The organism is Thiomicrorhabdus sp. Milos-T2, assembly GCF_000702325.1.
Taxonomy (GTDB): domain Bacteria; phylum Pseudomonadota; class Gammaproteobacteria; order Thiomicrospirales; family Thiomicrospiraceae; genus Thiomicrorhabdus.
Genome location: NZ_KL370891.1, coordinates 565427 through 591598 on the forward strand (window position 1 = coordinate 565427; position 26172 = coordinate 591598).

Sequence of the window (26172 nt, forward strand, 5' to 3'; positions counted from 1 at the left end):
CTAAATAATGGAATGAAGATATTTTAAATATGGAAACAATACACGCATTTGTTAGTAACTCTTATTTCCCGTATGCCATGTTTGGCTTATTTGTGCTTACATTAGTTATATCTCTGATAAAACTGAGTTCTCGTTCAAATGATGCAAAGACAGGTTTAATGGAAGGAATTGACATATTAAAAGAAAGTATGGATTTAAAAAATCCAGAGCATTCCTTTACCCAGAGCTTTCAAACCATAGACCAAAAAATCCAAAAAACACAATTGAAACATTACTGGTCTGAGTTTACGGAGACATTAATCCCTCCTTATGAAGAGATTGATTCGCCAGAATTTAAGTTGTATCAAAATACCAAAAGACCTCAAGAATACTTTAAGGCTGAAGAAGTGTTTTCGGCAGTTCGACCATGGATTTCGAGCAACACCTTTGTAGGTGTTGGTTTACTTCTAACATTTATCGGTTTGATTATTGCACTAACCTTTACCGGCAAGTTATTTGATGGTGGTAATAATGACGAACTAATCATTGGTTTACAAATGCTATTGGCAACTGCCGGTGTAAAATTTGTTGCTTCGGTCTCAGGTCTTGGTGCCTCGCTTGTTCAAGAGATGCGTTTTGCATCCGTTAGGCATAAAAATCATGAATTATTGGATAAGTTTAATGAACTTTTGGAACAGAGTTTGGTGTATGCGAATGCAGAGTCTTTAACGGCTCGCCAACTTGCACACTCCATGAAGCAGACCAAAGAGCTAGAAATTCTGGCAGATGGAATTGCTGTAAAAATTGGCGATACGGTCTCAGCGGCGATTCACACGATTCCAATGGCGTTATCTGATGAGTTGAATAAAACTTTTGAACCTGTTGTTTCTTCTATTGCTGAAACGGCTTCCAGAATGGGAGAAAACAATCAAGATGCCTTGTCAGAAATGGCTAAACAGTTTACGGATCAAATCTCGGGTGTGAGCACTCAAGCAATGGATCAAGTAGTAACGCAATTGAATACACTGGTAGGTTCACTTGAACAAGCCTCATCCAACTTAAACAATGGCAGCAGTCATATCAATACGTCTTTAGAGTCAGCGTTTTCTGAACTGCAAAGCATTATGGGCAGTGTTTCTTCGCAGTTAAATGACGCAGCCAATCAAGCCAGCTCAAGCTTTAAGGAAAACTCCAACTTCCTTTCGAGTCAGTTTGAGAATTTCTTATCTGATGCTCAACAGCAAAATCAAGCTACTCAGGATATTATCCAACAGTTGTCAAGTTCAGTTGCTTCCAGTGCAGATGATATCTCGAATGCAATGAGTGAATCTTTTAAAATAACACTAGAAAATATGTCTGAACAAATGGCAGTGATGAATCAACAAGTAGGCGATTCTCTAAGTACGCATTCGGGGAGACTCACACAAACATTAGACCAATCTATGCAACAGATTACCGAGAATGTTTCTAACAGTATGGCTGACTCACAACAAACGATTATGAATAACTTTAATTCAATGAATGCAGAAATGAAAGATAGTGCAGCTAAGTTACAAGTTTCGGTAGATAATTGGGCTGAAAAGGCACAAGAAAGCTCAACTTCATTTAAAAATGTAAATACCTCATTAGAGTCGATTAACCATAGACTTCAGGAGTCAGGTTCTGCATTAGTAACTTCTAAAGAAGCGATCAGTCTCTCAACAGATCAATTATTACAGGTTTCACAGCGTTCTTCTTCTATTCTTGAATCAATCAATAACGCAATTACAAGCTCTTCAGAGCTTCATGAGAAATTAATAGCTTCCTCTTCAGAAGCGATGACAGCAAATAAAGATGTTCTAGAGCGTAATGGTGAAGCGATTTCTGACCTACGAAATATTTGGCAAAGCAGTGCTGGCCGTCTTGAGGGCTTGGATGCAGAGATGGAAAGAGCCTTTAACCGTCTTGTAGAAGGTCTGACCAGCAATCTTGATAAATTGTCACAGTTCTCTAATAAATTGGATAGTAACACCAGCCAATCGATAAATCAGCTGGGAGGCCTAGTTGATGAATTAACTGATGCGATTGAAGAAGTATCATCTAGATTGAGAAGATAGTTTTATGCGCAATCAACATACAGAAGAAAACTACTTTGTCTCGATGACCGACATGATGGTTGGGGTTTTATTTATCTTTATTATCATGGTGGCCTTTTTTGCTTTTCAAATTCAAACGGAAGATTCGATTCCCAAACCTGTTCACGAGAAAAAGGTTCAGGAATTAAATACAGAAATCACCGACCTGGAGAATCTGGTAGAACAGCTTAGGAAAAAAGTGACTGAGCTTGAAACTGAAATTCAGAGATTGCTTAATCTTTTATCCGTAGCGAATGAATATGAGAAATATTCAATTGAAAGTACTAAAACCCGGGAGACTGTTATTTTAAAAATTCAATCCCGTTTAAAAGATCAAGGAATTGAGGCAACTGCGAATGTAGCTCAAGGAGTGATTACAATTCCCGGAGATACTTTATTTGCTTCTGCTTCGTCTGACTTAGGTAAGCTTCCTACCGCTTTTGAACGAATCAGTAAACTTTCTAATGTAATTGATGAGGAAATTAAATGCTTTGTTTTAGTGGGTAAAAGCCAACAAATAGAAAAAGCTTGTAATCCATCTGGAACATTAGTCGAAACTATTTTTATTGAGGGACACACAGACAGTATTCCAGTCTCTCGAGTTTTAGAGGATGGTAGTCAAAACAATCTTGAACTCAGTGCAAGACGCGCCACAAATAGTTATGAAGCAATGGTAAATTTTCAGCCATCACTTATTACATATAAAAATCCATTTGCACAACAAGTATTGAGTGTATCGGCCTTTGGCGATCAAAGACCTTTAGCAACCAATGGTACACGAGAAGGTAGAGAAAAAAATCGAAGAATTGATATTCGATTTTTAATGTTTATGCCTGCGAATCAAGCTGAACTTGAATCTTTTAAGAAGAAGTTTGGAATTGAATAATGTTTAAAAACTCGCTAAGCATATTTAATTCTAAGACAACGTTATTGCCGGTTCAGCTAAATAAAATACTACATACAGAAAAAACGCTAAGACAACTTGAAAAGCTCTCGGAAGCAAGAGAATCTATAGAGATTAGCACAGCAGATATTAATCAAATTTTGAAGAGTTGGCTTGAAACGAAAACTTTGTCTCTGAGAGAGAAAAAGTCATTATTGTTTGCAGCAATGGATAAGTTTGAAGAATATCCTCACCTCAATCCTCTTTGGACTCAAATTGTCGAAGACTTAAAGCAATCAGATAGACCTTCTTTGGTTAAAGCTGCTCTGATTGCTTATTATCAAAGCTACGGCAGTAAACATTCAAAGGCTTTGCAAAACATCTTGAGAATTAAGCTAGATGTTTTGCCTAAAAAACTCTCTATAGCAATCAGAGATAAACAAGTACTTGATGATTCAGCTCCACAAAAAATTGCCACTACAATACTAGAGTCTGAAAACTCGTTAGCTGAACTTAAAGCTATTAAGTTAACAGGGTTACTTTTTTCATCTAAGTTCATGCGAGAATCTTTTAAGTTTGTTGCGAATGAAATGCTTCGTTTTGGCTATCAGTCTGAGAGATTAAATCATTTTAAAACGGTATTCTTTTCTGAAAACGATAAAGGGCAAGAAGTATTTTCTATGAATGGTTATGAGAACCTCTATGCAAAGGCATTACTGGGGTATTGGGATTCTCAATTACCTTCAAAGGAATTGAAAGAATATCTAAAACATTTATTTTTAAGTAATTTAAGAGACCCTAGAGTTTTCCCGCAACGTTGGTCATCGGTTGACGAAGAATATCAAAAAATTATCAAACGCTGGCTGACAGAAGAGTCATTTGAAATGTTAATTCAAGTTCTAGATGCAGTCGCAGATTTGGGGCATTGGAATGAGCGAAAAGACTTTTGGAGCTACTACTTAAAGAATGAATTTATATCAGATTCATGGGTTATATTTGGAACTGAAGCGCATCTACAGGCTAAAAAACTACAACGAGAAGGGCTTCTTTCAAAAAGCGCAGGATTTGCTAAATTTAAAAGAGGTTCTGGTTCAGTTCAATCTAACCACTCTGTGATTATTATGAAAATTGGCGGGCTTATTATTTCGGAATGGACGCATTCAGGTCGAGTTAGGCTGTATATCAACAATTCCATTAAAGCCCCTAAATTTTATGAAGCGGAATACAGTGCAAATCATATCCGTTACGATGGCTATCGTTTAACGTCCCAATATTCAGGGTATGGAAACGAAGTGTTTATGGATCATCATTCTAATTGGCAGTTGAAAGTAGCAGAGTTTATCAGACAAAATACTGGTATCTCTCATAAAGTCCTGAAGAAAGGTTATTACTAGTGGAAAAATTTGTATATGAATTGCTACCTGGTCAAGGAATAAAGCTATTTCTAGAACAAGAAACCAAAAAACTCTTCTTTAAGAATGTTCGAGAAAAGAAACCTACCAGCGAATGGCTTGATGACTTAAGTCACCACGCTTCAGGGCTGTCAAAGTTATTAATTGCAGCTGAAGACGGTAATGGCGTTGTTGAAGACCAACAAGACAATAGTTATAGGCTGTCTTATCAATTTTTATCGGAATTAGCTGAGCATCAAGCAAGCTCTTTAGGCCTTCCCCCAGTTGTTCCCTATACTATGCGTGTTGAACTATCTGGTCCGTTAACTCGAAAAGGAACAATTATTCGAGCCTACTGGCAAGATAGTATTGGTCGAAAAGTTCTCGCGGATAAAGATGGAAGTCTACTTTTTGTAGGGCAAGAGGTTTATCGAATTCCTGCACCAATATACAAAACTTTAAAATCGCTAAACCAGTTTAATGAAAGTTCAGAGCTTGAATTTGATGAAAAAATGAAAGCATTATCAGCACTTAAGCCGATAATTGGAGATAGTTATGATGCTATTCACCTGGATGAAAGGCTTCAAAACATTAAACTGCGACATGCCTCAGCCTTCTCTGTGGACTTAAACTACAAAGGAGACAGTCTAAATATAGATCCTGTTTTATTCTCAAAAGAGACTCTTAATCGTCTAGCAGACGAAGAATATTCACCTGAAATAGAGAATCAAATTTTCACACCTGCGGAGTCAGATAAATTTCTGAACGAGTGTTTCAATAAATATCCAGATGGAAAGGCTTCTTATCTATTAGGGAAAGATGATTTTGTTTTTATTGACCCAATGCTGCGAGAGTCTTTAAATGTTGTAAAGCAAGTTCAGCATTCAGATGAATCTGTTAAAAAACGCTTTGCACAATCACCAGCGAGCTTTATTAGCAATCACTTTGAAAGCCATAATATAGAACAGCCCATAGAGGCTGTTGAATCTTTATTCATTGAAACCTCTGCTTTTTCAGAACGAGTATTAGGTCTAGGATTATGGGTGCCTCCTGCAATGCCTGTTATTCCAAGATTAAAAAACGATTGGATGCCTGATGAGCTTTTTTTAAGGGTAGGGAACGAAAACGTGGGGTTAAAGCCAGATAATCTTCAAAAGATAAAAGGCCAGCTCGAAGAAGCCATCTCAAATGAGAATGAATCAATCGAAGTAACAGGAAATGATGGACAAAAAGTTTTTCTGAAAGCGGATAAAAATTCTGTCGATGCTGTTAATCAGTTAATTGATTTTGTTAAAAGTTATGATATTCCTGAACCAACAGATAAGCATGTTGAACCAGAAGAGCCGGATGCTCCTGCGCCAGAAGCTGATGAGCTAACCGATAAGCAAGTGCTTTTATCCGAAGATAATATAGATGAAACGCATTTCACCAAAAACTTACAAAAACGAGCTTCTTTTGAGGGTTTTGAATCTATCGATTCATTAAAAAATGAGTTAAGAAAGCATCAGGTAACAGGTGTTTCTTGGCTACAAGAAGCATGGTCTAAAGGTTACCCTGGCGTTTTGTTGGCTGATGATATGGGCTTGGGGAAAACTTTTCAAACATTAGCTTTTTTAGGGTGGCTTAAACAGAAGAAATCATTGCTTGGAAAGTCGAATACTCCAATCCTAATTGTTGCACCTGTTTCTCTATTAGAAAATTGGCGCAAGGAAGCCAATATGCATTTGGAAGAAGGTGTTTTAGGTGATCCACTTCTCCTGTATGGAAAGAATTTATCGCTGTATCGTTCTGCGAAATCACCATCTAAAGGAAATGATGTTTCCTGTGGTGGTGCGGTTCTCGATATGCAGAGAGTTTTGCAATCAGCGTGGATCTTAACAAATTATGAAACTATGCGCGATTATCACATTTCGCTGGCTTCCATAAAATTCTCAGCAATTATTTTTGATGAAATGCAGAAGGTGAAAAATCCGACATCAGCAATGACTAACGCATCTAAAGCTCTTAATAGCGAGTTTATGATTGGTCTTACTGGTACACCAATCGAAAATAGTATGGCCGATTTATGGACCATTCTAGACACTTTACTCCCCGGCGCTTTGGGGATGGTTTCATTAAAGGAATTTGTTAAAAAATATAATGTCGATGATATAGATGCATTAAAAAATCTACGTAAACAAATGATGGAATCTTCAGGAGATAACCCAGCTCCAATTTTAAGACGTATGAAGTCGGATATTGCCGATGACTTACCTGTTAAAAGAGAACAACGTATTGAGGTAGATATGCCTCAAGCACAAGAGTGGCAGTATTCTGAATTGATTAAACTTGGTAAAGCCCGAAAAATTTCAGGTCTTGAGCTTGTGAGCAAACTTAAAATGGCCTCTATTCATCCTGTGAGAGTCACAGAACCACAAGCAGAAGAATCTGAAAATTACATTCAGCAATCTGCTAAATATCAAGCTCTTATTGAAATCTTAGACAAAGCACACGCTAACGCCGAAAAAGTATTAGTTTTTATAGAGTTTAAAGATATTCATGAATGGCTGTCTGTCTACATAAAACAACGCTATAAAATGGACCACTACCCGAAACGAATCTTTGGTGATGTCGATGCACAGAAACGAATGGCGATTGTGGATAAATTTCAAGAAAAAAACAATCAGTTTGATGTTCTCTTACTTTCACCAAAAGCAGCTGGTGTTGGCTTAACGTTAACAGAAGCGACTATTGTGATTCACTTTACTAGGTGGTGGAATCCTGCTGTCGAAGACCAATGTACTGACCGGGCGTATCGAATCGGACAAACCAAAGACGTAACAGTCTACTATCCTATGGCTAGACATCCAGTTTTGAATCAAGGAAGCTTTGATTATATCTTGGACAAAATTTTGTCTAGTAAGCGCGAACTATCTAAAGAATTCTTAGTGCCTGTTTTAAGAAAAGACGATGCTGCAAGAATTGAAGCTGAGCTAATAAAAGATGGGGCTGTCCTTAATACCTGAAATTCAATATAGAGAGATAATAAAAAATACATTTAGGTATTATTTGTTACCTATTTTGAAATTGGTAAATTCCTAACTTATTGAAAATTATAGTAATGTTTGTATGGCATACTTCCGGCTATTTATAGGTTAATGCATTTGTCTGACAAGTGCTCATTTTAAAAGAATTGGAGATAAGACATGAATGAAATCAAATGCCCACATTGTAATAAAGCTTTTAAAGTTGATGAAGCCGGTTATGCTGATATTTTAAAGCAAGTTCGAGACGATGATTTCGAACAAGAAATTAATCAACGACTTGAATTAGCAGAGAAGGAAAAACAAAGTGCAATTGAGTTAGCGAAAGAGAAAATTGTCCGTGAGATGGAAAAAACGGCATCTGATAAAGAAGCTCAGATTAACGAGTTAAAAGCGAAACTAAATGCTGGTGAAACAGATAAGAAACTAGCCGTTTCTGAAGCATTAAAAAGCGTGGAAAAAGAACGTGATGAATTGGTTAATGCGCTGAAGCAAGCAAAACATGAAATGGAATCATCATCTCAACTAGCAAGTGCAAACCTTCTTAGAGAATTACAACAAGCCGAAGCAAAAAAAGAAGCCGAAATTCAGCGTTTACAGGCACAGCTAGAGGCGAGTACGAACCAGCAAACGTTGGCAATTCAAGATGCTGTGGTTAAAGTAGAGCAAGAGCGAAGTGAATTAAAAAGTCGTTTAGAAAGAACTGAGCTAGAAAAACAGTTATCAGAGCAGGCACTAAAAAAGCGTTATGAAACTCAGATTAAAGATCGTGATGAGGCGATTGAACGTTTGAAGGATATGAAGGCTCGTCTATCAACTAAAATGGTTGGCGAAACGTTAGAACAGCACTGCGAAACAGAGTTTAATCGCATTAGAGCAACAGCTTTTCCAATGGCGTATTTTGAAAAAGACAACGACGCCAGCACAGGTAGTAAGGGTGACTATATATTTCGAGACCTTGACGCTAGTGGAACAGAAATCGTTTCAATCATGTTTGAAATGAAAAATGAAAGTGATGCCACAGCGACCAAGAAGAAGAATGAGGATTTCTTGAAAGAACTGGATAAAGACCGAAATCAGAAAGGGTGTGAATATGCGATTTTAGTTTCTATGTTAGAGTCAGATAGCGAGCTATATAACACGGGAATTGTCGATATTTCACATCGTTATCCAAAGATGTTTGTGATTCGTCCACAGTTTTTTATTCAGATGATAACGCTTTTAAGAAATGCAGCAATGAGTTCTTTGCAGTACAAAACGGAATTGGCATTAGTCAAAGCTCAGAATGTTGATGTAACCAGCTTTGAAGAAGACTTAGAAACGTTCAAAAGCGCCTTTGGTAAGAATTACGATTTAGCATCACGTAAATTCCAAACAGCAATTGACGAAATTGATAAATCTATCAGTCACTTGCAAAAAACTAAGGATGCTTTGATTAGTTCAGATCGCAACCTTCGTTTAGCCAATAATAAAGCACAGGATGTGACAGTGAAAAAACTTACTCGAAAGAATCCAACGATGAAAGCCATGTTTGATGGGCTAAATGGATAATGAAGTACAAATTGATGAAATTTATATCATCAATTATAGTTTTGAAGAAAGGGAGTAAAGGTGAGTTTTCCAAGAAGCGATGCTAGCTGGCAAGATTCTGAAGAAAAAATTTTAGTGAGACACTTTGAGGCGGGCATTCCTACAGAAGAAATTGCAATAAAGCATTTAAGGTCCCCTGAAGCTATCAAAATGAAACTTTTTGAATTAGGCTTTTTATCTTCCACTAGAAATAGTCAAGAGCAAGAAGTTTTTGGTGTTGGAAACCATGTAGAAGAAGATCTTCAATATTATAAAGATCATCCAGATTGGAACTATGGCTTTAATAAAGAACCAAGATTTTATGATCCAGATAATCCGGATTGGTTGCATGAGGGAGTATGGAATGATAAGGACGGATAAATGAGAATTACACAGTTACGCCTTGAAAATTTTAAAAGCTTTAAAAAGCCAACTACTATTGATTTTGCACCAGTTACATTACTTTTTGGACCTAACAGTGCAGGTAAAAGCTCAATTATTCAAGCCATCGATTTGATGCGTGCATTATATCCCCTTAACAATCATGAATTTTCAGATTTTTTCCATAATAATTCTGAAACAATGACGGTTGGCCTAACTATTGATATAGAAGATGAGGGAGATCTTCTCGAGTCTGAATCTGCGCAACAACTTGCTCAATACCAAGAACTGTTGGAGCTTGGGAATATTGATGTCACAAGCATTGATTTTGGTTATGTTACAAGTTTGGTTGAAACGGTGGGGGTGGATGTTACCTGGAAAAATAGTTCTAATGGTTTTGATATAGATGAGTCAAATTTTACGATTCTAATTAATGGACAAAACCTATTATCATTTCAAAGTAGCAATATCTTAGTTGAAAATGCAATTGAAAAATCCTTATTTTCCGATTCTCAAAAGCCTTTAGATGCAGAGAATAACTATAAGGTAGATGTTAATGAACTTAAGAGACTGTGTAAATTGAACGGATGGATTTTAACTGATTTTAATTCTAATCATAGTATTTTTGAAGATAAAGATGCTAAAGAAGTTTTAGAGCAGCTTTTGGGTTCATTTGATTCAGAGACAAATCAAAACCTTGATTCTGGAGAATTAGTGTTTGCTTTTTCTGGTCGCACTCCTTCAAAAGATATGAGTTTGCAATTTTCTGAAACATGCTGGAGTGAAGAGGTTAAATATTCTTTTGAAAAAAAATTAATGACTGCATTTCTTCAGTTGCTTGTTACTGCGCCTTTCGAGTATATCGAAAAGGCAACTTCTGCTGCAAAGCACCTTGGTCCTTTACGTGTGGTACCGAACTTTCAAGCGATTAATCAGACTTTTAAAATATACGATGGTTCGCAAGCTTGGAGTTTTCTTGGGCAAGAATATATGAATACTCATTACCAGTCATTGGTGAATGAGTGGTTAAGTGAAGAGAATCGCTTAAACTCCGGGTATAGAATCATTGTTAGTGAACAATTTTTAACATTGAAAGAAGCATCACCGTCAATTACATATGCACCAGATGGTTCAGAAATTGATCTGTCTGAGTTTCATAAAAATAATGGGATTGATTCAATTCCAAGAGATGTTCTGCACGAAATGGGGTATAGAACTGAAGCCTCTAAAGATAAATTCGTTAGAAAAATTAAGCATGAACAGCAATGGTCAAATATTGAAAAAAAGATGGAGGAAACCAAAGTTTTCAGAAATTCCTCAATGTTTTCCGGTCTTAGGCCAATTAGTTTTATAAATATTAACAATAATCATGTAACTGATGCAGGCAGTATTGGTGTAGGAATATCTCAAGTTTTACCTGTAGTTGTATATGCTTGTGATAAAAAGACCAGTTTTTTTGCTGTTGAACAACCTGAACTTCATCTTCATCCAAGGGCGCAGTCTCCTTTAGGAGACTTATTCATCGAAAATAGTTTAGATGAACAGTCAAAAAAAACTTTTGTTATTGAAACCCACAGTGAGCATATCGTTTTACGTCTGCTAAGACGTATTCGTGAGCACGTCATAACGCCTAATCACGTTTCAGTTTTATATGTGCAAAACATTAATGGTTGCTCCGAAGTTAAAGAGCTGCGAATCGACGACGAGGGGGATTTCATAGATGAATGGCCAAATGGCTTTTTTGATGAGAGAGATGAGGAACTTTTTTAATGTTTAAAGAAGTTGCTTTTGATCCTAAGTGCATGGCAGATTATCTTTATTATAGCCTCATAAAGCAACATTTCGGTTTTAACAAGGGAAGATATGTTGCTATTAACCGTAAAGCTTGGGCAAGAGAAGCAATGTCAGCTGTTAAAGAGTCCGACCTTCAACCAGTTAGGGCTAAATCGGTAAAGAACTTTATCAATAAATTAAGTAAGAAAAAGCATGTTGACGGTTTTGTTTTGATTCCAGAAAGAAGTGGTTTTGACTCTTTTCAAGACTGGGGTGATTGGTGGGAGGAACAAAATCTAATAAAACCTTTTGACTGCTCTATTTCAGAAAGGGGTAACCCTGAATTTATAAATATTGATCAAATAATTGAAGATGTTGAGTGTTGGCAAACTTCACCATCAATATCTGTTGAAAGGACAACAAAAACTATAATTTCTGCTCTAGAACCCCTTATTTCTATGAGTGAAGAAATTGTATTGATTGATCAATACTTTCGAGTTGGTGAAAACCCCGTACTAGAAGAGCTGTTAAAAATGACTAATAGTTTTAATATTAAAAAAATTAGGATCATATCGTCTCAGAATACTGACTTACTAGAAAGAAGATTTGATGACTTTTATAGATCGTTAATAAGTGAATGTTGCACATTTGCTTGGATTACGGCTCCTGATAAATTTTTTCATGTGCGTATGTTTATTACGGATAAAGGTGCGATTAGCTCCGACCCAGGGTTTATGGCTTCCTCGGCTAGGGGGGCGCATTCAGATTTTAGTACTTTTAGTTTAGTAAGCAAGAAAGACAAAGACAGGGTTTTAATATCACTACAAGAAATTATTGAAGATAATCGCGCAAGAGAATGGAATTTAAGCTAAATAATGGATCCTCTAACTTTAATAGCATTAGCCGCTGGTGCAGGCTTTGTTTTTTCTCAAAACTCAAAACAAAACCAAAAAGCGCAAGGGCGTCGCCATAAAGAACTTGAATATTCCAGTAAAATTGTTCCTAAAAAAGTAAACAACTCACCCACTAAAATTGAGGTGTTACCCGAGTATAAGCTTGTTAAAAAGTTAGTAGATAATGGTTTTCCCTTTGTTTTTGTTACTGGTGGGGCAGGAACAGGCAAGAGCACTTTTATTGAATGGCTTCAAAATGAATATGACGGAAAAGCTCTTTTAGTTGCTCCAACAGGAATGGCTGCGATTAATATAGGAGGTCGAACATTTCATTCAACTTTTGGTCTTCCCCCTTCTTTTATATTAAAAAAAGATATCAAAACTCATCGTCAACATAAGTTATTTGAGCAAGCTAAGGTATTAATTATTGACGAGGTTTCTATGGTTGATGCAAACCTTCTTGATGGTACCAGTGCTTTTTTAAAGAAAAATCGTAATTGTGAAAAACCCTTTGGTGGAATTCAGGTTGTCTGTGTTGGAGATTTATTTCAGTTACCTCCGGTTGTTAGTAATCAAACTAAAGGGATGTTTGAGCGAATTTATGGAACTCCCCAGTTTTTTAATTCCCGAGCTATGAATGGGGTCACATATTACGGTATTGAACTGAAGAAAACCTTTAGACAAACAGATCAAGTTTTTATAGATTTATTAAGTAATATCAGAGAGGGTAAGGAAATCAACCACACATTAAATAAGTTAAATTCTGCCTGTCAAATTACAACAACTGTTCCTGATGGGGCTGTATGGTTATCGACAACTAACCAAAATGTATCTCATGCTAACGAGCTAAAGTTAAATGAACTTAATACTCCATTGCTTACATTTACAGGAGAAATGTCTGGAAGATTTAAAGGGGATAGACTACCTTCGCCAAAACAATTGAAATTAAAAGTTGGAGCTCAAGTTATTTTTACAGTAAATGACAGACATAAAAGGTGGGTTAATGGAACTATTGGAATTGTTGAAGAGATTTCAATTGAAAAGAAAGAGCTGATTATTCGTAAGCAAGATAATAACGTTCTTGTTGAAGTGGGAATTCATTCATGGGAAGAATATGATTATCGCTGGAATAATGATAATAATGAAATTGAGAGAGTCATTATTGGAGGTTATAAACAGTTTCCAGTGATATTAGGCTGGGCCATGACAATTCATAAAAGCCAAGGAAGAACTCTTGATAAAGTTCACGTTGACTTAGGTAGTGGTGCTTTTGCAACGGGTCAAGTTTATGTTGCACTAAGCCGATGTCGAACATTAGATGGACTTTCGTTAAGTCGACCTATAAAGCACAGTGATATTCTTATCGATAATGAAACAGTTAAGTTTTATTCTTTGCTGAGAGCTGCTGCTAAAAATTTGCCTCCAGATAAACTGCTATCATCATTGAGCATGTAAAAATATTAACCAAAGCGTAAGTTAATACACTTTATCTACATTATTTGTTTTTTAACCCATTGTTTTTATTATCTTTTGTTTTTGGCACGCTTGATGTTTCTTAACTCTTATTACGGTTAAACTTCAAGGGTGTTAAATATGGCGGATTTTATAAACCAATCTAATAATGAAGAACTTATTAGTGAAGCACTAATGACTCTGTTATTAGATTTTCCCCTACTAGCAAGGCAATTAGAGAGGGAAGTGAACTTAAGAAAAATTACCAATAAAGAATAGCGAAAATTTTTTAAGTTAAGAACTCTAGTAAATGAACATTACGGTGTATTTGTTAAGATTGCTTTAAAATTACAGGATGTTCAAAACTTTAAGCAAGATGGATTAATTGCCCCTTTCTATAATCAAGTATTGTTACCGCATGGGGTTGGTAAAAGATCATCACCTACTCCAATGATGAATGAATATTTAGGGCATATATAAGTGGATAACAAATCGGTTATAAGAAACACTATGCTTCATGATATTCAAAAATCAATTGAATCAATTAAATCTCATCACAGTGAAGATGCTCTTCTGCTTTTAGCAAAAAGAGCTTTAATTGAAGCCTTACTTTGCAAACTAAAAAAAGGTAATGAAGTTTCTCCCGAGTTTGCGTTTGATTTTGCATACAAGATTAATAAGGCTACATCTAAATATCTTAGAAAGCAGGAATCAATACATTAACAATTCTTCACTTAAATAAATAGACTTGATATGAATAAACAGAAGATTTTTAAATCAATTTCAGGAAACTTTGAAAGCCTCATTAACAGAGGTGTTGATAGCTTAGATTTCTGGTTTTCTCGAAATATACATCATGTAGTGATTACCGGACTAAGCCGCAGTGGTAAATCGATGTTTTTTACCAGCTTTATGTCATTGCTAAGCCAACGCTCACAACAAGGCTTTGATAACCTTCCTTTATTAAAAAGTTTGCCAAAAGAACTTATCAAGTCTGTTGAATTGAAACCGATTCCTGGAGAAAGTATTTTTCCTTTAGATGAAAGTTTAGCAAAACTACAAAGTGGCCAATGGCCAGATTCAACCAAACAGGTATTTGGGTTTGAGCTTGTTATTAGCTTATTACCAAATAATTCTTTTACAAAGTTAATTAAACGTTCAAAAGAAGTGGCGTTTCGATTTTATGACTATCCTGGTGAGTGGTTAACCGATTTGCCTATGCTACAAAAGAATTACACTGATTGGTCTGATTCTGCTTGGTCTCAACAACTTAACCCACCTCAAAAATTCTATGCTAATGAGTGGCACCAATTTGTTGAAAACTATGATTTTGATTTATCACCAAGTCCTGAAAGGGTAGAGGATTATATAGAACAATTTAAAGCTTATTTAATCAAAGCCAAAGCAGCGGGGATAACGCTTTTGCAGCCTGGAAGTATGTTACTGCCCAACCCTAGTTTTGATTGGTTGGCAAATGGTTTTGCTCCATTACCAAGTCGAATAACTTCTGACCCTAATCATCTATGGACACAAAACTTTTCTATGAATTATCTGAAGTTTCAGCAGGAATGGTTACAACCATTGCAGGAAGCCTATTTTTCTAAAGCGGATAAACAAATTGTGTTATTAGATTTACATGAAGGGTTAAGTCATAGCCGAGCCCATTTGCAGCAATTAAAAGAAACCTTGAGCAATCTAGCGAGCAGCTTTGTTTATGGTGCTGATAAATGGTACAAGCCAAAAATACTCTTTCGTAATGAGATTACCAAAGTCGCTTTTGTTGCCACCAAGGCTGACCTCATTCCTCTGTCTCAGCAAAACAACCTATTAAAACTTCTTCAAGATATGACTTCAGGAGTCAGAGCCCATTTGAAAGAAAAGGATGCAGAGTTTCAGCATTTTTTAATTTCAGCGATAAAAACAACCGATCCAGGAAAAACACCAAATTCAATTAAATTTACTAACCTAAATAATAAATGTGAAGAGTGGGAGTTTGAAGAGATACCAACCAGTTTAAAAGCCTTAGATCCTACTCATAACTATCCAGTTATTCAGTCTAGAGTCCCTGAAGATCTTCTGCCTCGTATGAATCGAGCACAAGGTATCGATCAGCTCGTTGACTACTTAATTCGTTCTTAAGTGAGGATTTTATGGAAGCACCAAATTATCAATCAAGAGTGAAAAAACGCATTCTCGATGAGCCGCAAGACAAACTAGAGTTACCGGTTGAATCTGTTATAAATGATGAATCAGAGGGCCTTGAGGAGAATGGTCATTACTGGTCTGTATGGTTAATGGTTTTAATCACAGGGATACTTGCGTTTATAAGCTTTTCCGTTGTTGAAGCGGTTTTGTTTGTGAGCGATATGTTTATTAGTCACAAGATTATAGCTTCAGTGTTAAGCCTATTTTTATTGGCCTTTGTCATTGCTATATCAGTGCTGATTTGGAGAGAGTGGAGAGGGTATATCACTTTAAAAAAGGTGTCCGATAATAAGGTTTTGTCTTTAGATGAATTGAAATCTAAAGGAGAAAAATCGGTTACTTTAAAGGCCATTGAAAAACGCATGAAGTTACAAAGCGGTAGTCCATTTTCGCGACAACTCTATTCTTCATTTCAACATACCATTCAAGAATATCATAGTAATGATGAAATATTAGAGATTTATCAAGAACAAGTACTAAAACCCACATTAGATAAGGCAAAAAAAGTGCTACGCAAAGAGTCTATTGCCGCGGGGACGATTGGCTTAGTCAGTCCTAATTCTATGATTCAAACTCTCGGCATATTATGGGTTAGCTTTAGAACTCTTAGACGCATTGCCTTGGTCTTTGGTATTCGTCCAAGTGCAAACGGAAACCTGAAATTATTCCGTATTGCGTTAGAAAACTTAGCGGCAAGTTCTATTACTGATTTGATTACTGATGAAATTGCGAATCAACTTGGAGGTTCTATTGGGAATAAATTTGCAAATAATGCAGCAGATGCAGCGGTTGCTTTATCTCTTAATCAAAGACTGGGTAAGTCGCTTATCAAGTACTTAAAAACTAATCTAGACTGAAATAATTGGTGTTTTCAATCAATGAATTACTTTAGTGTTCAAGAAACCATGATATGCAGCCGTTTTAAAGGGCAGTTACATGAGTGGGTTGATATAGAATTGTTAAAATTTTTTATGGATTTGAATTCAAGAGAAAAACTTAAATTCTTGGAAAACTATAAAAATACTGAAGAGATACTTTCTTATTTATATCTGAAAACCGTAGTGTTTAATCTGGAAGAAAAAAATTATAAGCAGATTACTAAAGAAATGAATGAGCTAGGTTTGACCGTGAATTTAGAGCGATATAAATCAGTCGTATTTATGAGTGAATGGAAGAAGAATAATTATGTTTGATACGAAATATTAAAACAAAAGGCAGTATTTTGGGAGCCAAAAGGTTAGAAACTTCATCGCCATAGTTAGCATAATGTTAGAAGTTTAAAAGTAGGGTGAATCGGTCTAAAAGTAGATATATGTTTATAATCCTGACATTGTTTTGACAATAAAACATAGAATCATGTATTTTGCTCTTTTATAAATTCTCTAAGGACTTGGTAAGCGCTCTTCTAAGGTATCTTGTTTTTAATATTTTAATGGTTAAGGTTGTGGTCAAATTTATAGAGTGGATTGTTTAACAAAATTAAGGATTGGGCCATGGATGGGCTCAATGTGGGCTCAAAAACTGATTATGAGTATTAAGTAGGATTTTTATAATTTATAACTTATTGAAAAATAATTTAAATAATTGGTACGACCGAGTGGATTCGAACCACCGACCCCCACCATGTCAAGGTGGTGCTCTAACCAACTGAGCTACGGTCGTACTATAGATTGAACAACAAGTAATGTGGTACCAGTGGGCGGACTCGAACCGCCACGCTATCACTAGCAACGGATTTTGAATCCGTCATGTCTACCAATTTCATCACACTGGCATTAACTTGTGGACGCGAATTATAGAGACTTATAGAATGCCTGTCAAATTAATCTCTTTGTTAAAAGTCTTGTATAGATTATTTGATTGCTTGGTTAAATTGAATTTGATTGTAGTTGATATAACAGCTTGAAAATAAAGACACAATCAGCGAAAATAGCGCCCTTTTATTTTATGGATAATTGGACGTTTTTATTTTAAAAACGGCTGATTCAGTGCTTTTGTGAAACGACAAGATTTCTATTTCGACCTTCCTGAGAACTTAATTGCTCAGCAACCTGCCGCTCAAAGACGAGATAGCCGTCTTTTAGTGATGTCTGATGCTGAGGCAGATAATGTTTTGGTGGATGCTAAATTTCCTGATTTGCTCTCTTATTTAAAACCGAATGATTTGTTGGTGTTTAACAATACTAAGGTGATTCCTGCGCGATTATTTGGACAAAAAGCAACAGGTGGCAAAATTGAGTTGTTAATTGAGCGAGTGGTGGATGAAAGCACCATTTTGACTCATATTCGTTCAAGTCGTTCGCCTAAGCCAGGCACTATTTTAACTATAGAAGATGCTTTTGATGTTGAGGTAATAGGGCGAGAAGAGGCTTTGTTTGTTGTAAAAGTGTTGTCTGAACAAACGGCTTTAGAGTTGGTTGAAGCGCATGGTCATATGCCATTACCACCTTATATTGAACGTGAAGAGGATGCTGAGCAGGATAAAGAACGTTATCAAACGGTTTACTCTCAAAAGCCTGGTGCCGTTGCTGCACCTACCGCAGGGTTGCATTTTGATAATGAGTTAATGGCGGATATTAACGCTAAGGGGGTTGATATCGGTTTTGTTACGCTTCATGTGGGAGCGGGTACCTTTAAGCCAGTGCAGGTGGATAATATTGCCGAGCATGTTATGCATTCAGAATATTTAGAAGTGGAACCAGGCCTGGTAAAACAGATTGAAAACGCTCGTAAAAAAGGCGGAAGAGTGATTGCTGTGGGCACTACCTCTGTGCGTTGTTTAGAGAGTGCCGCTAAGTTTAGTGATACGGGGAGTATTGCTCCTTATCAAGGTGAAACCGATATTTTTATTACCCCAGGTTATGAGTTTAAAGAAGTGGATGTGTTGTTAACTAACTTTCACTTGCCAGAATCGACCTTAATTATGTTGGTTTCGGCATTGGCCGGTTATGAAAGAACCATGGCAGCCTACCAACATGCGGTTAAAAATCAATATCGCTTCTTTAGTTATGGTGATGCCATGCTAGTTTTTCCAAAAAAGAATCAAATAGTCGACTAAATAGGACAATATCATGGACTTTGAATTAGATAATACCGACGGACGAGCTCGAAGAGGGCGTTTAAAGTTTGAACGCGGAGTGGTTGAAACCCCTGCATTTATGCCCGTAGGTACTTATGGTTCTGTAAAAGGTATGACGCCAGAAGAAATTAAAGAGACCGGTGCACAAATTATTTTAGGCAACACTTTTCACTTAGCGTTACGCCCAGGTACAGATATTATTGAACTACATGGCGATCTGCATGACTTTACTCATTGGGATGGTCCAATTTTAACTGACTCAGGCGGGTTTCAGGTTTTTAGTTTGGGTAAAATGCGCAAGATTAAAGAAGAAGGCGTTACTTTTAATAGCCCAGTAAATGGTGCCAAAATCTTTTTGGGGCCGGAAGAGTCTATGGAAGTTCAGCGTAAATTAGGATCGGATATTGTGATGATATTTGATGAATGCACGCCTTATCCAGCGGATCATAAAACGGCGCGTGAGTCGATGGAGCTTTCTATGCGTTGGGCAAAACGCTCTAAAGATGCACATGGTGATAGTTCTGCGGCACTGTTTGGGATTGTGCAGGGTGGTATGTATGAAGACTTACGCATTCAATCGGCAGAGGGCTTAAAAGAGATTGGTTTTGATGGCTATGCCATTGGTGGTTTATCGGTTGGTGAGCCAAAAGATGAGATGATGGCCACGCTTGATTTTACTGAACCTCATTTACCAAAAGATAAGCCACGCTATTTAATGGGGGTGGGTAAACCAGAAGATTTAGTAGAAGCAGTTCGCCGTGGTATAGATATGTTTGATTGCGTTATGCCAACCCGTAATGCACGCAACGGTTTTTTGTTTTCCAGACAAGGGGTGGTTAAGCTGCGTAATGCAAAGCATAAAACAAGCTTAAAACCAATTGATGAAAAATGCACTTGCTACACTTGTCAAAACTACACTTTATCTTATCTGCACCACTTAGATAAATGTAAAGAGATTCAAGGCGCGCGTTTAAACACCATTCACAATTTACACTATTACCAAGATGTTATGCAGGGTATGCGTGACGCCATTGCTGCTAATCAACTAGATGAGTTTGTTGAGGAGTTTTATGCAGGTATTGGCCAGCCGGTTCCACGATTAGACTAAATGTTTTCTTTGAAAATATGGTCTAAAAACAGCGGATTATCAACTTACCAGGCCTGGTAAGTTGATTAGCGTTTAAATAATGATTTAAAACCGCAATTAATCCGTATTTAACTTAGATTTTTTAAGCCAGCTGTGCCAAAATACAGCAGTTAAATTTTTTTATATTAGGAGTTACAACTATGAGCTTTTTTATTAGTGATGCAATGGCCGAAGGAACTGCCGCAGCGCAAGGCGGTGGATGGGAAGGCATTATTCCTCTTGTTCTTTTATTTGTGGTTTTTTACTTTTTGTTGATTCGACCTCAGCAAAAGAAAGTTAAAGAGCATAAAGCCCTTGTTGAAGCAATCAAAAAAGGGGATGAGGTTGTAACTTACGGTGGTCTTGCTGGTAAAATTCGTGAAATGAGTGAAAACTTTTGCGATGTAGAAATTGCTGAAAACGTTATTGTTAAAGTAGAACGTCAGAACATTTCTCGTTTACTACCTAAAGGTACATTAAAAGGCGAGTAAATCGCTTTAAGCAACAAGGGGCAATAAGGGCTTGCTTTATGGTAAGTTCTTTTGCCCCTTTTGTGGTTTTAGGAGAATCTTTTCTCCGGATACAAAACTGGAATCGAACTTATGTTTCAATCACAACAAAAAATCATCGCTAATCAATACCCAGCCTGGAAGTACTTGCTGTTAGTTTTGATTACGGTCATCGGTTTAACCTACGCTATGCCAAACTTATTTGGTGATGACCCAGCTGTACAAATCTCACCTGCCAAATCCGTTGAGTTTAATGCGGATACACAGCTTCAAGTAGAAAGTGCTTTACAGAAAGCCGGCATAACCGTTAAATCATCGGTCTTTGAAGGTGGTAAGTTTCTTATTCGATTTGACGATACCGAAACCCAATTAAAAGCAAAATCTATTTTAAAAGAAACCATGGGGCGTCAAGCAGTAGTGGCTTTAAACTTAGCACCTGCTACTCCCTCTTTTTTAAGAAGTCTTAATGCCGAACCTATGTATTTAGGTTTGGATTTGCGAGGAGGGGTTCACTTCTTAATGGATGTGGACATGGAAGCGGCGATTAATAAAGCCTACTTGCGTTATGTTGATGAGATTAAAGGCGATTTACGAGCAGAAAAGATTCGTTATATTTCGGTAGAAATTGAAAATCAAGCCTTAGAAGTTCAGTTTAAAGATTTGGCTACGCTTCAAGCAGGCCTGGTTAATTTAAATCAGAAGTTTGCTAATCGTTTTAAGATTACATCAGACGAAACTACCTCTGCACCAAAAGCGATTTTAACGCTTTCTGCTACAACGATTGCTGAAACTAAAAAGTATGCGTTACAGCAAAATATTACCACTTTACGTAATCGTATTAACGAATTAGGGGTTGCAGAACCGGTTATTCAGCAACAAGGTGATAGACGTATTGTTGTGCAACTACCCGGAGTGCAAGATACCGCTCGCGCTAAAGAAATTTTAGGCGCAACGGCAACCTTAGAATTTCGTTTAGTGGAAGAAAACGGTGATGCATACCGAGCGCAAAAAACCGGTTATGCACCTAATGGTTCAATTATTTATAAGTTCCGTGATGGTCGTCCAATATTATTAAAACGCCGTATTATTGTTAGTGGTGAGAACGTGATTAATGCTCAATCGGGCATCGATTCTCAGCAAGGTTCAGCCATGGTTAACGTTTCTTTAGATGGAGCTGGTGGACGTAAAATGCTGGCAACCACTAAAGAAAATGTAGGTAACCGCATGGCGGTAGTTTACATTGAAAATCGTGTCGAAACGGTTGAAGAAAATGGCGTAAAAGTTAAAAAACGTATTACCAATAAAGATGTAATAAACGCAGCGGTAATTCGAGGGCAATTTGCTAACCGATTCCAAATCACAGGATTAGATTCTCCACAAGAAGCACAAGATTTAGCATTGTTACTTCGTGCAGGTGCTTTAGCCGCGCCAATGGAAATTGTTGAAGAACGTACCGTAGGACCAAGTTTAGGTCAAGACAATATTAATCAAGGGTTTATGTCTGTTTTGGTTGGTTTCCTACTCGTGCTAGTGATTATGGCTTGGCGTTATAAAGTTTTTGGTATGGTTGCCAATGTTGCGCTGCTACTCAATTTAGTGATTATTGTGGCTGTTTTATCCATGCTGCAAGCTACCTTAACCTTACCAGGTATTGCTGGAATTGTATTAACGGTGGGGATGGCCGTTGATGCTAACGTGCTCATATTTGAGCGTATCCGTGAAGAGATGAAAAACAGCTCAATTCAATCGGCTATCTACTCCGGTTATGAAAAGGCTTTTGTTACCATTGCCGATGCGAATATAACTACTTTATTGGCCGCAGTGGTGTTATTTAGTTTTGGTACCGGACCAATTAAAGGATTTGCAATTACCTTATCTATTGGGATTATCACTTCTATGTTCACAGCAATTATGGGAACACGTGCAATTATTAACCTTTTATACGGCAATAAGCGCGTTGAAAAGATCTCAATCTAGGGTGATGAAATGAGTACAGAGACTAAAACAACAAATATTAACTTTATGGGCCAGCGCCATATTGCGATGGTTTTTTCAATTTTCTTAATCATTGCTTCTTTTGCAGGGTTATGGATGAAGGGACTTAATTTTGGTATCGACTTTACTGGCGGTACTTTGATTGAATTGTCTTATCCAACCCCCGTGGATTTAACTAAGTTACGTAGCGATTTAACTAAGGCCGATTACGGTGAAGCAGTTGTACAGCACTTTGGTTCTGCAGAGGATGTATTAATTCGTATTGCCCCACGTGAAGGGTTGAACTCTGCACAGTTAAGCAACCAGGTGATGGAGGCTTTAGGGCAAACAACGGATGAAGACATTACTTTACGTCGAGTAGAGTTTGTTGGACCTCAGGTTGGTGATGAGCTTACCCAAGATGGGGCTTTAGCGGTTTTATATGCCTTATTTGGTATATTAATATACGTTGCATTACGTTTTGAGTGGCGTTTTTCAGTGGGTTCTGTGGCGGCTTTGATTCACGATGTGGTCATTACGGTGGGGGTTTTTGCATGGACTCAAATGCAATTTGATTTAACGGTATTAGCGGCTATCTTGGCGGTAATTGGTTACTCACTAAACGATACCATCGTTGTTTTTGACCGAGTGCGAGAAAACTTTAGAACCATGAGAGATGGTAGTCCAATTGAGATCACTAACGTTGCGGTTAACCAGATGTTATCACGTACGATTATGACCTCGTTTACCACTTTAGTTGTATTGCTAGCACTGTTTTTCTTAGGAGGTGAAATTATTCATGGTTTTGCCGCAGCCTTAATTGCCGGTATTATTGTTGGTACCTTTTCATCAACCTACGTTGCAAGTGCAATTGCCCTGTTTTTAGGAATTTCTAAAGAAGACCTAATGAAAGCACCATCTGAAGGAGTTGACCGTGAAGCTCAAGAAGCTGAACTACAACGTGCATTCTTAGAAAGTGAAGCCAAGCGCGAAGCAAAATTAGCCAAGAAAGGTAAAAAGCTAGACGAAGAAGAGCTTTAACTTAAGTTCCAAATGAAACTACCAGGCCTGGTAGTTTAAAAAAGCCAGCTTATGCTGGCTTTATTAGTTAGTAGAGACCGTAGACAATAAAAATTAGGTTGTAGCTTTGGTTTAAACGTAATGCTTAAACGTAATACTTAAACCAAAGAATGCAGCCAAATAGATAGAGAAAACCCTTAATGTCATTGATTTTAGAAACCACCAAACGCAGAACCTTTGCGATTATTTCTCACCCTGATGCGGGTAAAACCACCGTAACTGAAAAGTTACTGTTATACGGTGGTGCCATACAGATGGCCGGTGCAGTTAAGAGTCGAAAAACTGATCGTGGTGCGACTTCTGACTGGATGAAGATGGAGCAAGAACGTGGTATCTCGGTTGCCTCATCGGTGATGCAGTTTCCATATAAAGATGTGATGATTAATCTATTGGATACTCCAGGGCATGAAGACTTCTCTGAAGATACTTATCGTACTTTAACGGCGGTAGATTCGGCTCTAATGGTTATTGACGTGGCAAAAGGGGTTGAAGACCGCACCATTAAATTAATGGAAGTTTGTCGTTTAAGAACCACACCAATTTTAACCTTCATTAATAAATTAGACCGTGAAGGCCGTGATCCCATCGATTTAATGGATGAAGTTGAAGATGTTCTTAAAATTGATTGTGCACCTATGACTTGGCCAATTGGTATGGGAAAACGTTTTAAAGGTATTTACCATCTTTATAACGATACCATACGTTTATTTGAAGTTGCGGATGGGCAAAATGCCAGTTCTGGTGAATTAATTGAGGGAATCAATAATCCTCGTTTAGATGAGCTAATTGGCGAGCAAGCGGATGAATTAAGAGAAGAAGTGGAATTGGTTCAAGGTGCGAGTAATGAATTTAATTTGGAAGCTTTTTTATCAGGTAAATTAACGCCTGTGTTCTTTGGTTCAGCGGTTAATAACTTTGGTTTACAAGAACTTTTAGACGGCTTTGCTAAATACGCCCCCACTCCAATCGGGCGTGAAACCGAAACTCGCACAGTAAAACCCGATGAAACCAATCTAACCGGTTTTATATTTAAAATTCAAGCAAATATGGACCCGGCGCACCGTGACCGGGTCGCTTTTATGCGAATAGTTTCAGGTAAGTATGAGAAAGGCATGAAGTTAAAGCATGTTCGTATTGGTAAAGATGTGAAAATTGCGAAAGCCATTACCTTCTTAGCGAATAAACGTGAGCAAGCTGAAGTGGCTTATCCTGGTGATATTATTGGCTTACATAACCATGGAACTATTAAAATTGGTGATACCTTTACCCAGGGTGAAGACCTTAAATTTACCGGGATTCCTAACTTTGCACCGGAACTTTTCCGTCGTGCTCAGTTAAAAGATCCTATGAAAATGAAAGCGCTTCAAAAAGGATTAACTCAGTTATCTGAAGAGGGCGCAACCCAGTTGTTCCGTCCAGTAAACAATAACGATTTGATTTTAGGTGCGGTGGGTATTCTTCAGTTTGAAGTGGTTGCACAGCGTTTAAAAGATGAGTATAACGTGGCCTGTATATTTGAACCGGTTAATGTCAATACCGCCCGTTGGGTAATTGGGCCAAAAGCCGAAATTGAGAAATTTACCTCAAAAGTACGTGAAAACGTTGCTTATGATGCCGCCGATCAATTGGTTTACATTGCACCAACCCGTGTTAATTTGAACTTAATTCAAGAGCGTTGGCCTGAACTTCAATTTGTGGCAACTCGAGAGCATTAATAGGGTGAGACCGTTGCAAAGGTCTTATCATGAGTTAAGTATTATTGATTAGAGTTTTAACTGGTTACCAATAGTTACAAACCGCCATAAACAAAAACGCCACTCATTGAGTGGCGTTTTTGTTGGTAAGGTTTTTAGCATATATTCATGCAAAATTTTCTGTTTATTAACCAGGCCTGGTAGTTTTAAAAACTAACCCATCGCTAGTCAATATCTTTAGATTTCGCTGATTAAGAAGGTCACTCGTCGATTCATGCGTTTACCTTCTGCCGTTTTGTTACTTGCAATAGGACGTTCTTCACCATATCCGTAAGTGACGATTCTATCGCGAGAGATTCCATTATCCATTAAGTGGAAGGCAACATTCTTTGCACGGTTTTCAGATAGCTGCTGGTTGTATGAACTAGAACCATCAGAATCCGTATGACCTTCAATATGAACACGTGTATTTGGGTGACGCTGTAAAGCATCTAAAACCGGTTTTAAACGTGATAGTTCATAAGGTTCTAGTTGTGCTGAACCTGAGCGGAAGTTAACGTCTTTAACTTCAACCTGAACATACTCTTGACCACCAATATTAACCGCTGAAACATCAGTATTTGGATCAGATGCTGTGCCAGCTTGAACATCACCATAGACTTGGCGAGCAGTATAACCCGCTAAAGCACCTACAGCGACTTTACCTAGGTTGTTATCCACTCCCATTGAGTTAGCAGCTAAAGCACCCGCTACTGCGGCAAGACCAGTAATCACATTTCGTTCTTGTTCGCGTTCGGCAACGGGACGATTAGGATCATTAGTACAACCTGCTGTAATTGAAATAAGGGTTGCAGTCGCCATAGCGGCAATCAGTTTTCTTTTCATATCAATCTCCAAAGGGCGAGAAAATGGGGTAAGTAAATTTTATAATTTATTTATAGGTGATTATGGACTAGCTTTCAAGTGAATTAAACTAAAGTGAAGGCATTTCCATATTTATTGCATAGTTGAGGGGCAAGGCTGTCTAAAGTATTAAGCTGATGATAG

21 protein-coding genes and 2 tRNA genes are annotated in these 26172 nt (G+C 37.4%); 20 read left to right on the forward strand and 3 right to left on the reverse strand.

What is annotated here, in order from left to right:
* Positions 1 to 29 precede the first annotated feature (29 nt).
* The 14 genes from BS34_RS0102430 to BS34_RS0102495 all read left to right on the forward strand — a co-directional run bounded on the left by BS34_RS0102430 (position 30) and on the right by BS34_RS0102495 (position 16856).
* Complete coding sequence (locus BS34_RS0102430) at positions 30 to 2075, forward strand: hypothetical protein (RefSeq protein ID WP_038126238.1); 2046 nt, start codon at positions 30 to 32, stop codon at positions 2073 to 2075.
* 4 nt (positions 2076 to 2079) lie between these two features.
* A complete protein-coding gene (locus tag BS34_RS0102435; RefSeq protein WP_029406964.1) occupies positions 2080 to 2979 on the forward strand; it encodes an OmpA family protein in 900 nt (299 codons plus the stop codon).
* Entirely contained in the window at positions 2979 to 4370 is a 1392-nt protein-coding gene (locus BS34_RS0102440; RefSeq protein WP_029406965.1) for an EH signature domain-containing protein, read from the forward strand. Before BS34_RS0102435 ends, BS34_RS0102440 begins: the two co-directional genes overlap by 1 nt.
* A complete protein-coding gene (locus tag BS34_RS0102445; protein ID WP_029406966.1) occupies positions 4370 to 7372 on the forward strand; it encodes a DEAD/DEAH box helicase in 3003 nt (1000 codons plus the stop codon). Before BS34_RS0102440 ends, BS34_RS0102445 begins: the two co-directional genes overlap by 1 nt.
* A 180-nt stretch (positions 7373 to 7552) precedes the next feature.
* The gene (locus BS34_RS0102450; protein ID WP_029406967.1) at positions 7553 to 8941 is read left to right on the forward strand and encodes a DUF2130 domain-containing protein; all 1389 of its coding nucleotides are present in this window, start codon (positions 7553 to 7555) and stop codon (positions 8939 to 8941) included.
* A gap of 60 nt (positions 8942 to 9001) precedes the next feature.
* On the forward strand, positions 9002 to 9340 hold the full coding sequence (locus BS34_RS0102455) for a hypothetical protein (RefSeq protein ID WP_029406968.1): 339 nt from the start codon (positions 9002 to 9004) through the stop codon (positions 9338 to 9340).
* Positions 9341 to 11110, forward strand: coding sequence for a DUF3696 domain-containing protein (locus BS34_RS0102460; RefSeq protein WP_029406969.1), 1770 nt, complete (start codon positions 9341 to 9343; stop codon positions 11108 to 11110). It begins immediately after the preceding gene.
* A complete protein-coding gene (locus BS34_RS0102465; protein WP_029406970.1) occupies positions 11110 to 11985 on the forward strand; it encodes a hypothetical protein in 876 nt (291 codons plus the stop codon). Before BS34_RS0102460 ends, BS34_RS0102465 begins: the two co-directional genes overlap by 1 nt.
* 3 nt (positions 11986 to 11988) lie before the next feature.
* Positions 11989 to 13461 (forward strand): ATP-dependent DNA helicase, encoded by a 1473-nt coding sequence (locus BS34_RS0102470; protein ID WP_051640644.1) that lies wholly within the window; start codon positions 11989 to 11991, stop codon positions 13459 to 13461.
* 138 nt (positions 13462 to 13599) lie between these two features.
* On the forward strand, positions 13600 to 13737 hold the full coding sequence (locus BS34_RS12940; protein ID WP_158660965.1) for a hypothetical protein: 138 nt from the start codon (positions 13600 to 13602) through the stop codon (positions 13735 to 13737).
* A gap of 231 nt (positions 13738 to 13968) precedes the next feature.
* Positions 13969 to 14181 carry a hypothetical protein gene (locus BS34_RS0102480; protein ID WP_029406972.1) on the forward strand — a complete coding sequence of 71 codons (213 nt, stop codon included), beginning with the start codon at positions 13969 to 13971 and terminating at the stop codon, positions 14179 to 14181.
* A gap of 30 nt (positions 14182 to 14211) precedes the next feature.
* Positions 14212 to 15597, forward strand: coding sequence for a YcjX family protein (locus tag BS34_RS0102485; protein WP_029406973.1), 1386 nt, complete (start codon positions 14212 to 14214; stop codon positions 15595 to 15597).
* Positions 15598 to 15608: 11 nt separating this feature from the next.
* Positions 15609 to 16520 (forward strand): DUF697 domain-containing protein, encoded by a 912-nt coding sequence (locus tag BS34_RS0102490; protein WP_029406974.1) that lies wholly within the window; start codon positions 15609 to 15611, stop codon positions 16518 to 16520.
* A gap of 21 nt (positions 16521 to 16541) precedes the next feature.
* Complete coding sequence (locus BS34_RS0102495) at positions 16542 to 16856, forward strand: hypothetical protein (protein WP_029406975.1); 315 nt, start codon at positions 16542 to 16544, stop codon at positions 16854 to 16856.
* A gap of 392 nt (positions 16857 to 17248) precedes the next feature.
* Here the strand turns inward: BS34_RS0102495 and BS34_RS0102500 are convergent.
* A tRNA-Val gene (locus BS34_RS0102500) sits at positions 17249 to 17325 on the reverse strand.
* 25 nt (positions 17326 to 17350) lie between these two features.
* Positions 17351 to 17437: transfer RNA gene (locus BS34_RS0102505), tRNA-Leu, on the reverse strand.
* 222 nt (positions 17438 to 17659) lie between these two features.
* Between BS34_RS0102505 and queA the strand changes: the two genes are divergently transcribed.
* The 6 genes from queA (at position 17660) to BS34_RS0102535 (ending at position 25146) form a co-directional block, all read left to right on the forward strand.
* Positions 17660 to 18721, forward strand: a complete 1062-nt coding sequence (gene queA, locus BS34_RS0102510) for a tRNA preQ1(34) S-adenosylmethionine ribosyltransferase-isomerase QueA (RefSeq protein ID WP_029406976.1) — start codon at positions 17660 to 17662, stop codon at positions 18719 to 18721.
* A 13-nt stretch (positions 18722 to 18734) separates the two neighbouring features.
* Positions 18735 to 19850: a tRNA guanosine(34) transglycosylase Tgt gene (gene tgt, locus BS34_RS0102515; protein ID WP_029406977.1), complete on the forward strand. Its 1116-nt coding sequence runs from the start codon at positions 18735 to 18737 to the stop codon at positions 19848 to 19850.
* Between the two features lie 179 nt (positions 19851 to 20029).
* The gene (gene yajC, locus BS34_RS0102520; RefSeq protein WP_029406978.1) at positions 20030 to 20359 is read left to right on the forward strand and encodes a preprotein translocase subunit YajC; all 330 of its coding nucleotides are present in this window, start codon (positions 20030 to 20032) and stop codon (positions 20357 to 20359) included.
* 111 nt (positions 20360 to 20470) lie between these two features.
* On the forward strand, positions 20471 to 22354 hold the full coding sequence (gene secD / locus BS34_RS0102525; protein ID WP_029406979.1) for a protein translocase subunit SecD: 1884 nt from the start codon (positions 20471 to 20473) through the stop codon (positions 22352 to 22354).
* A gap of 9 nt (positions 22355 to 22363) precedes the next feature.
* A complete protein-coding gene (secF, locus tag BS34_RS0102530; RefSeq protein WP_029406980.1) occupies positions 22364 to 23392 on the forward strand; it encodes a protein translocase subunit SecF in 1029 nt (342 codons plus the stop codon).
* A 179-nt stretch (positions 23393 to 23571) separates the two neighbouring features.
* Positions 23572 to 25146, forward strand: a complete 1575-nt coding sequence (locus tag BS34_RS0102535) for a peptide chain release factor 3 (RefSeq protein WP_029406981.1) — start codon at positions 23572 to 23574, stop codon at positions 25144 to 25146.
* 216 nt (positions 25147 to 25362) lie between these two features.
* On the opposite strand, the gene BS34_RS12475 is transcribed toward BS34_RS0102535, so the two are convergent.
* Complete coding sequence (locus BS34_RS12475; RefSeq protein ID WP_051640645.1) at positions 25363 to 26010, reverse strand: OmpA family protein; 648 nt, start codon at positions 26008 to 26010, stop codon at positions 25363 to 25365.
* Between the last annotated feature and the right edge of the window lie 162 nt (positions 26011 to 26172).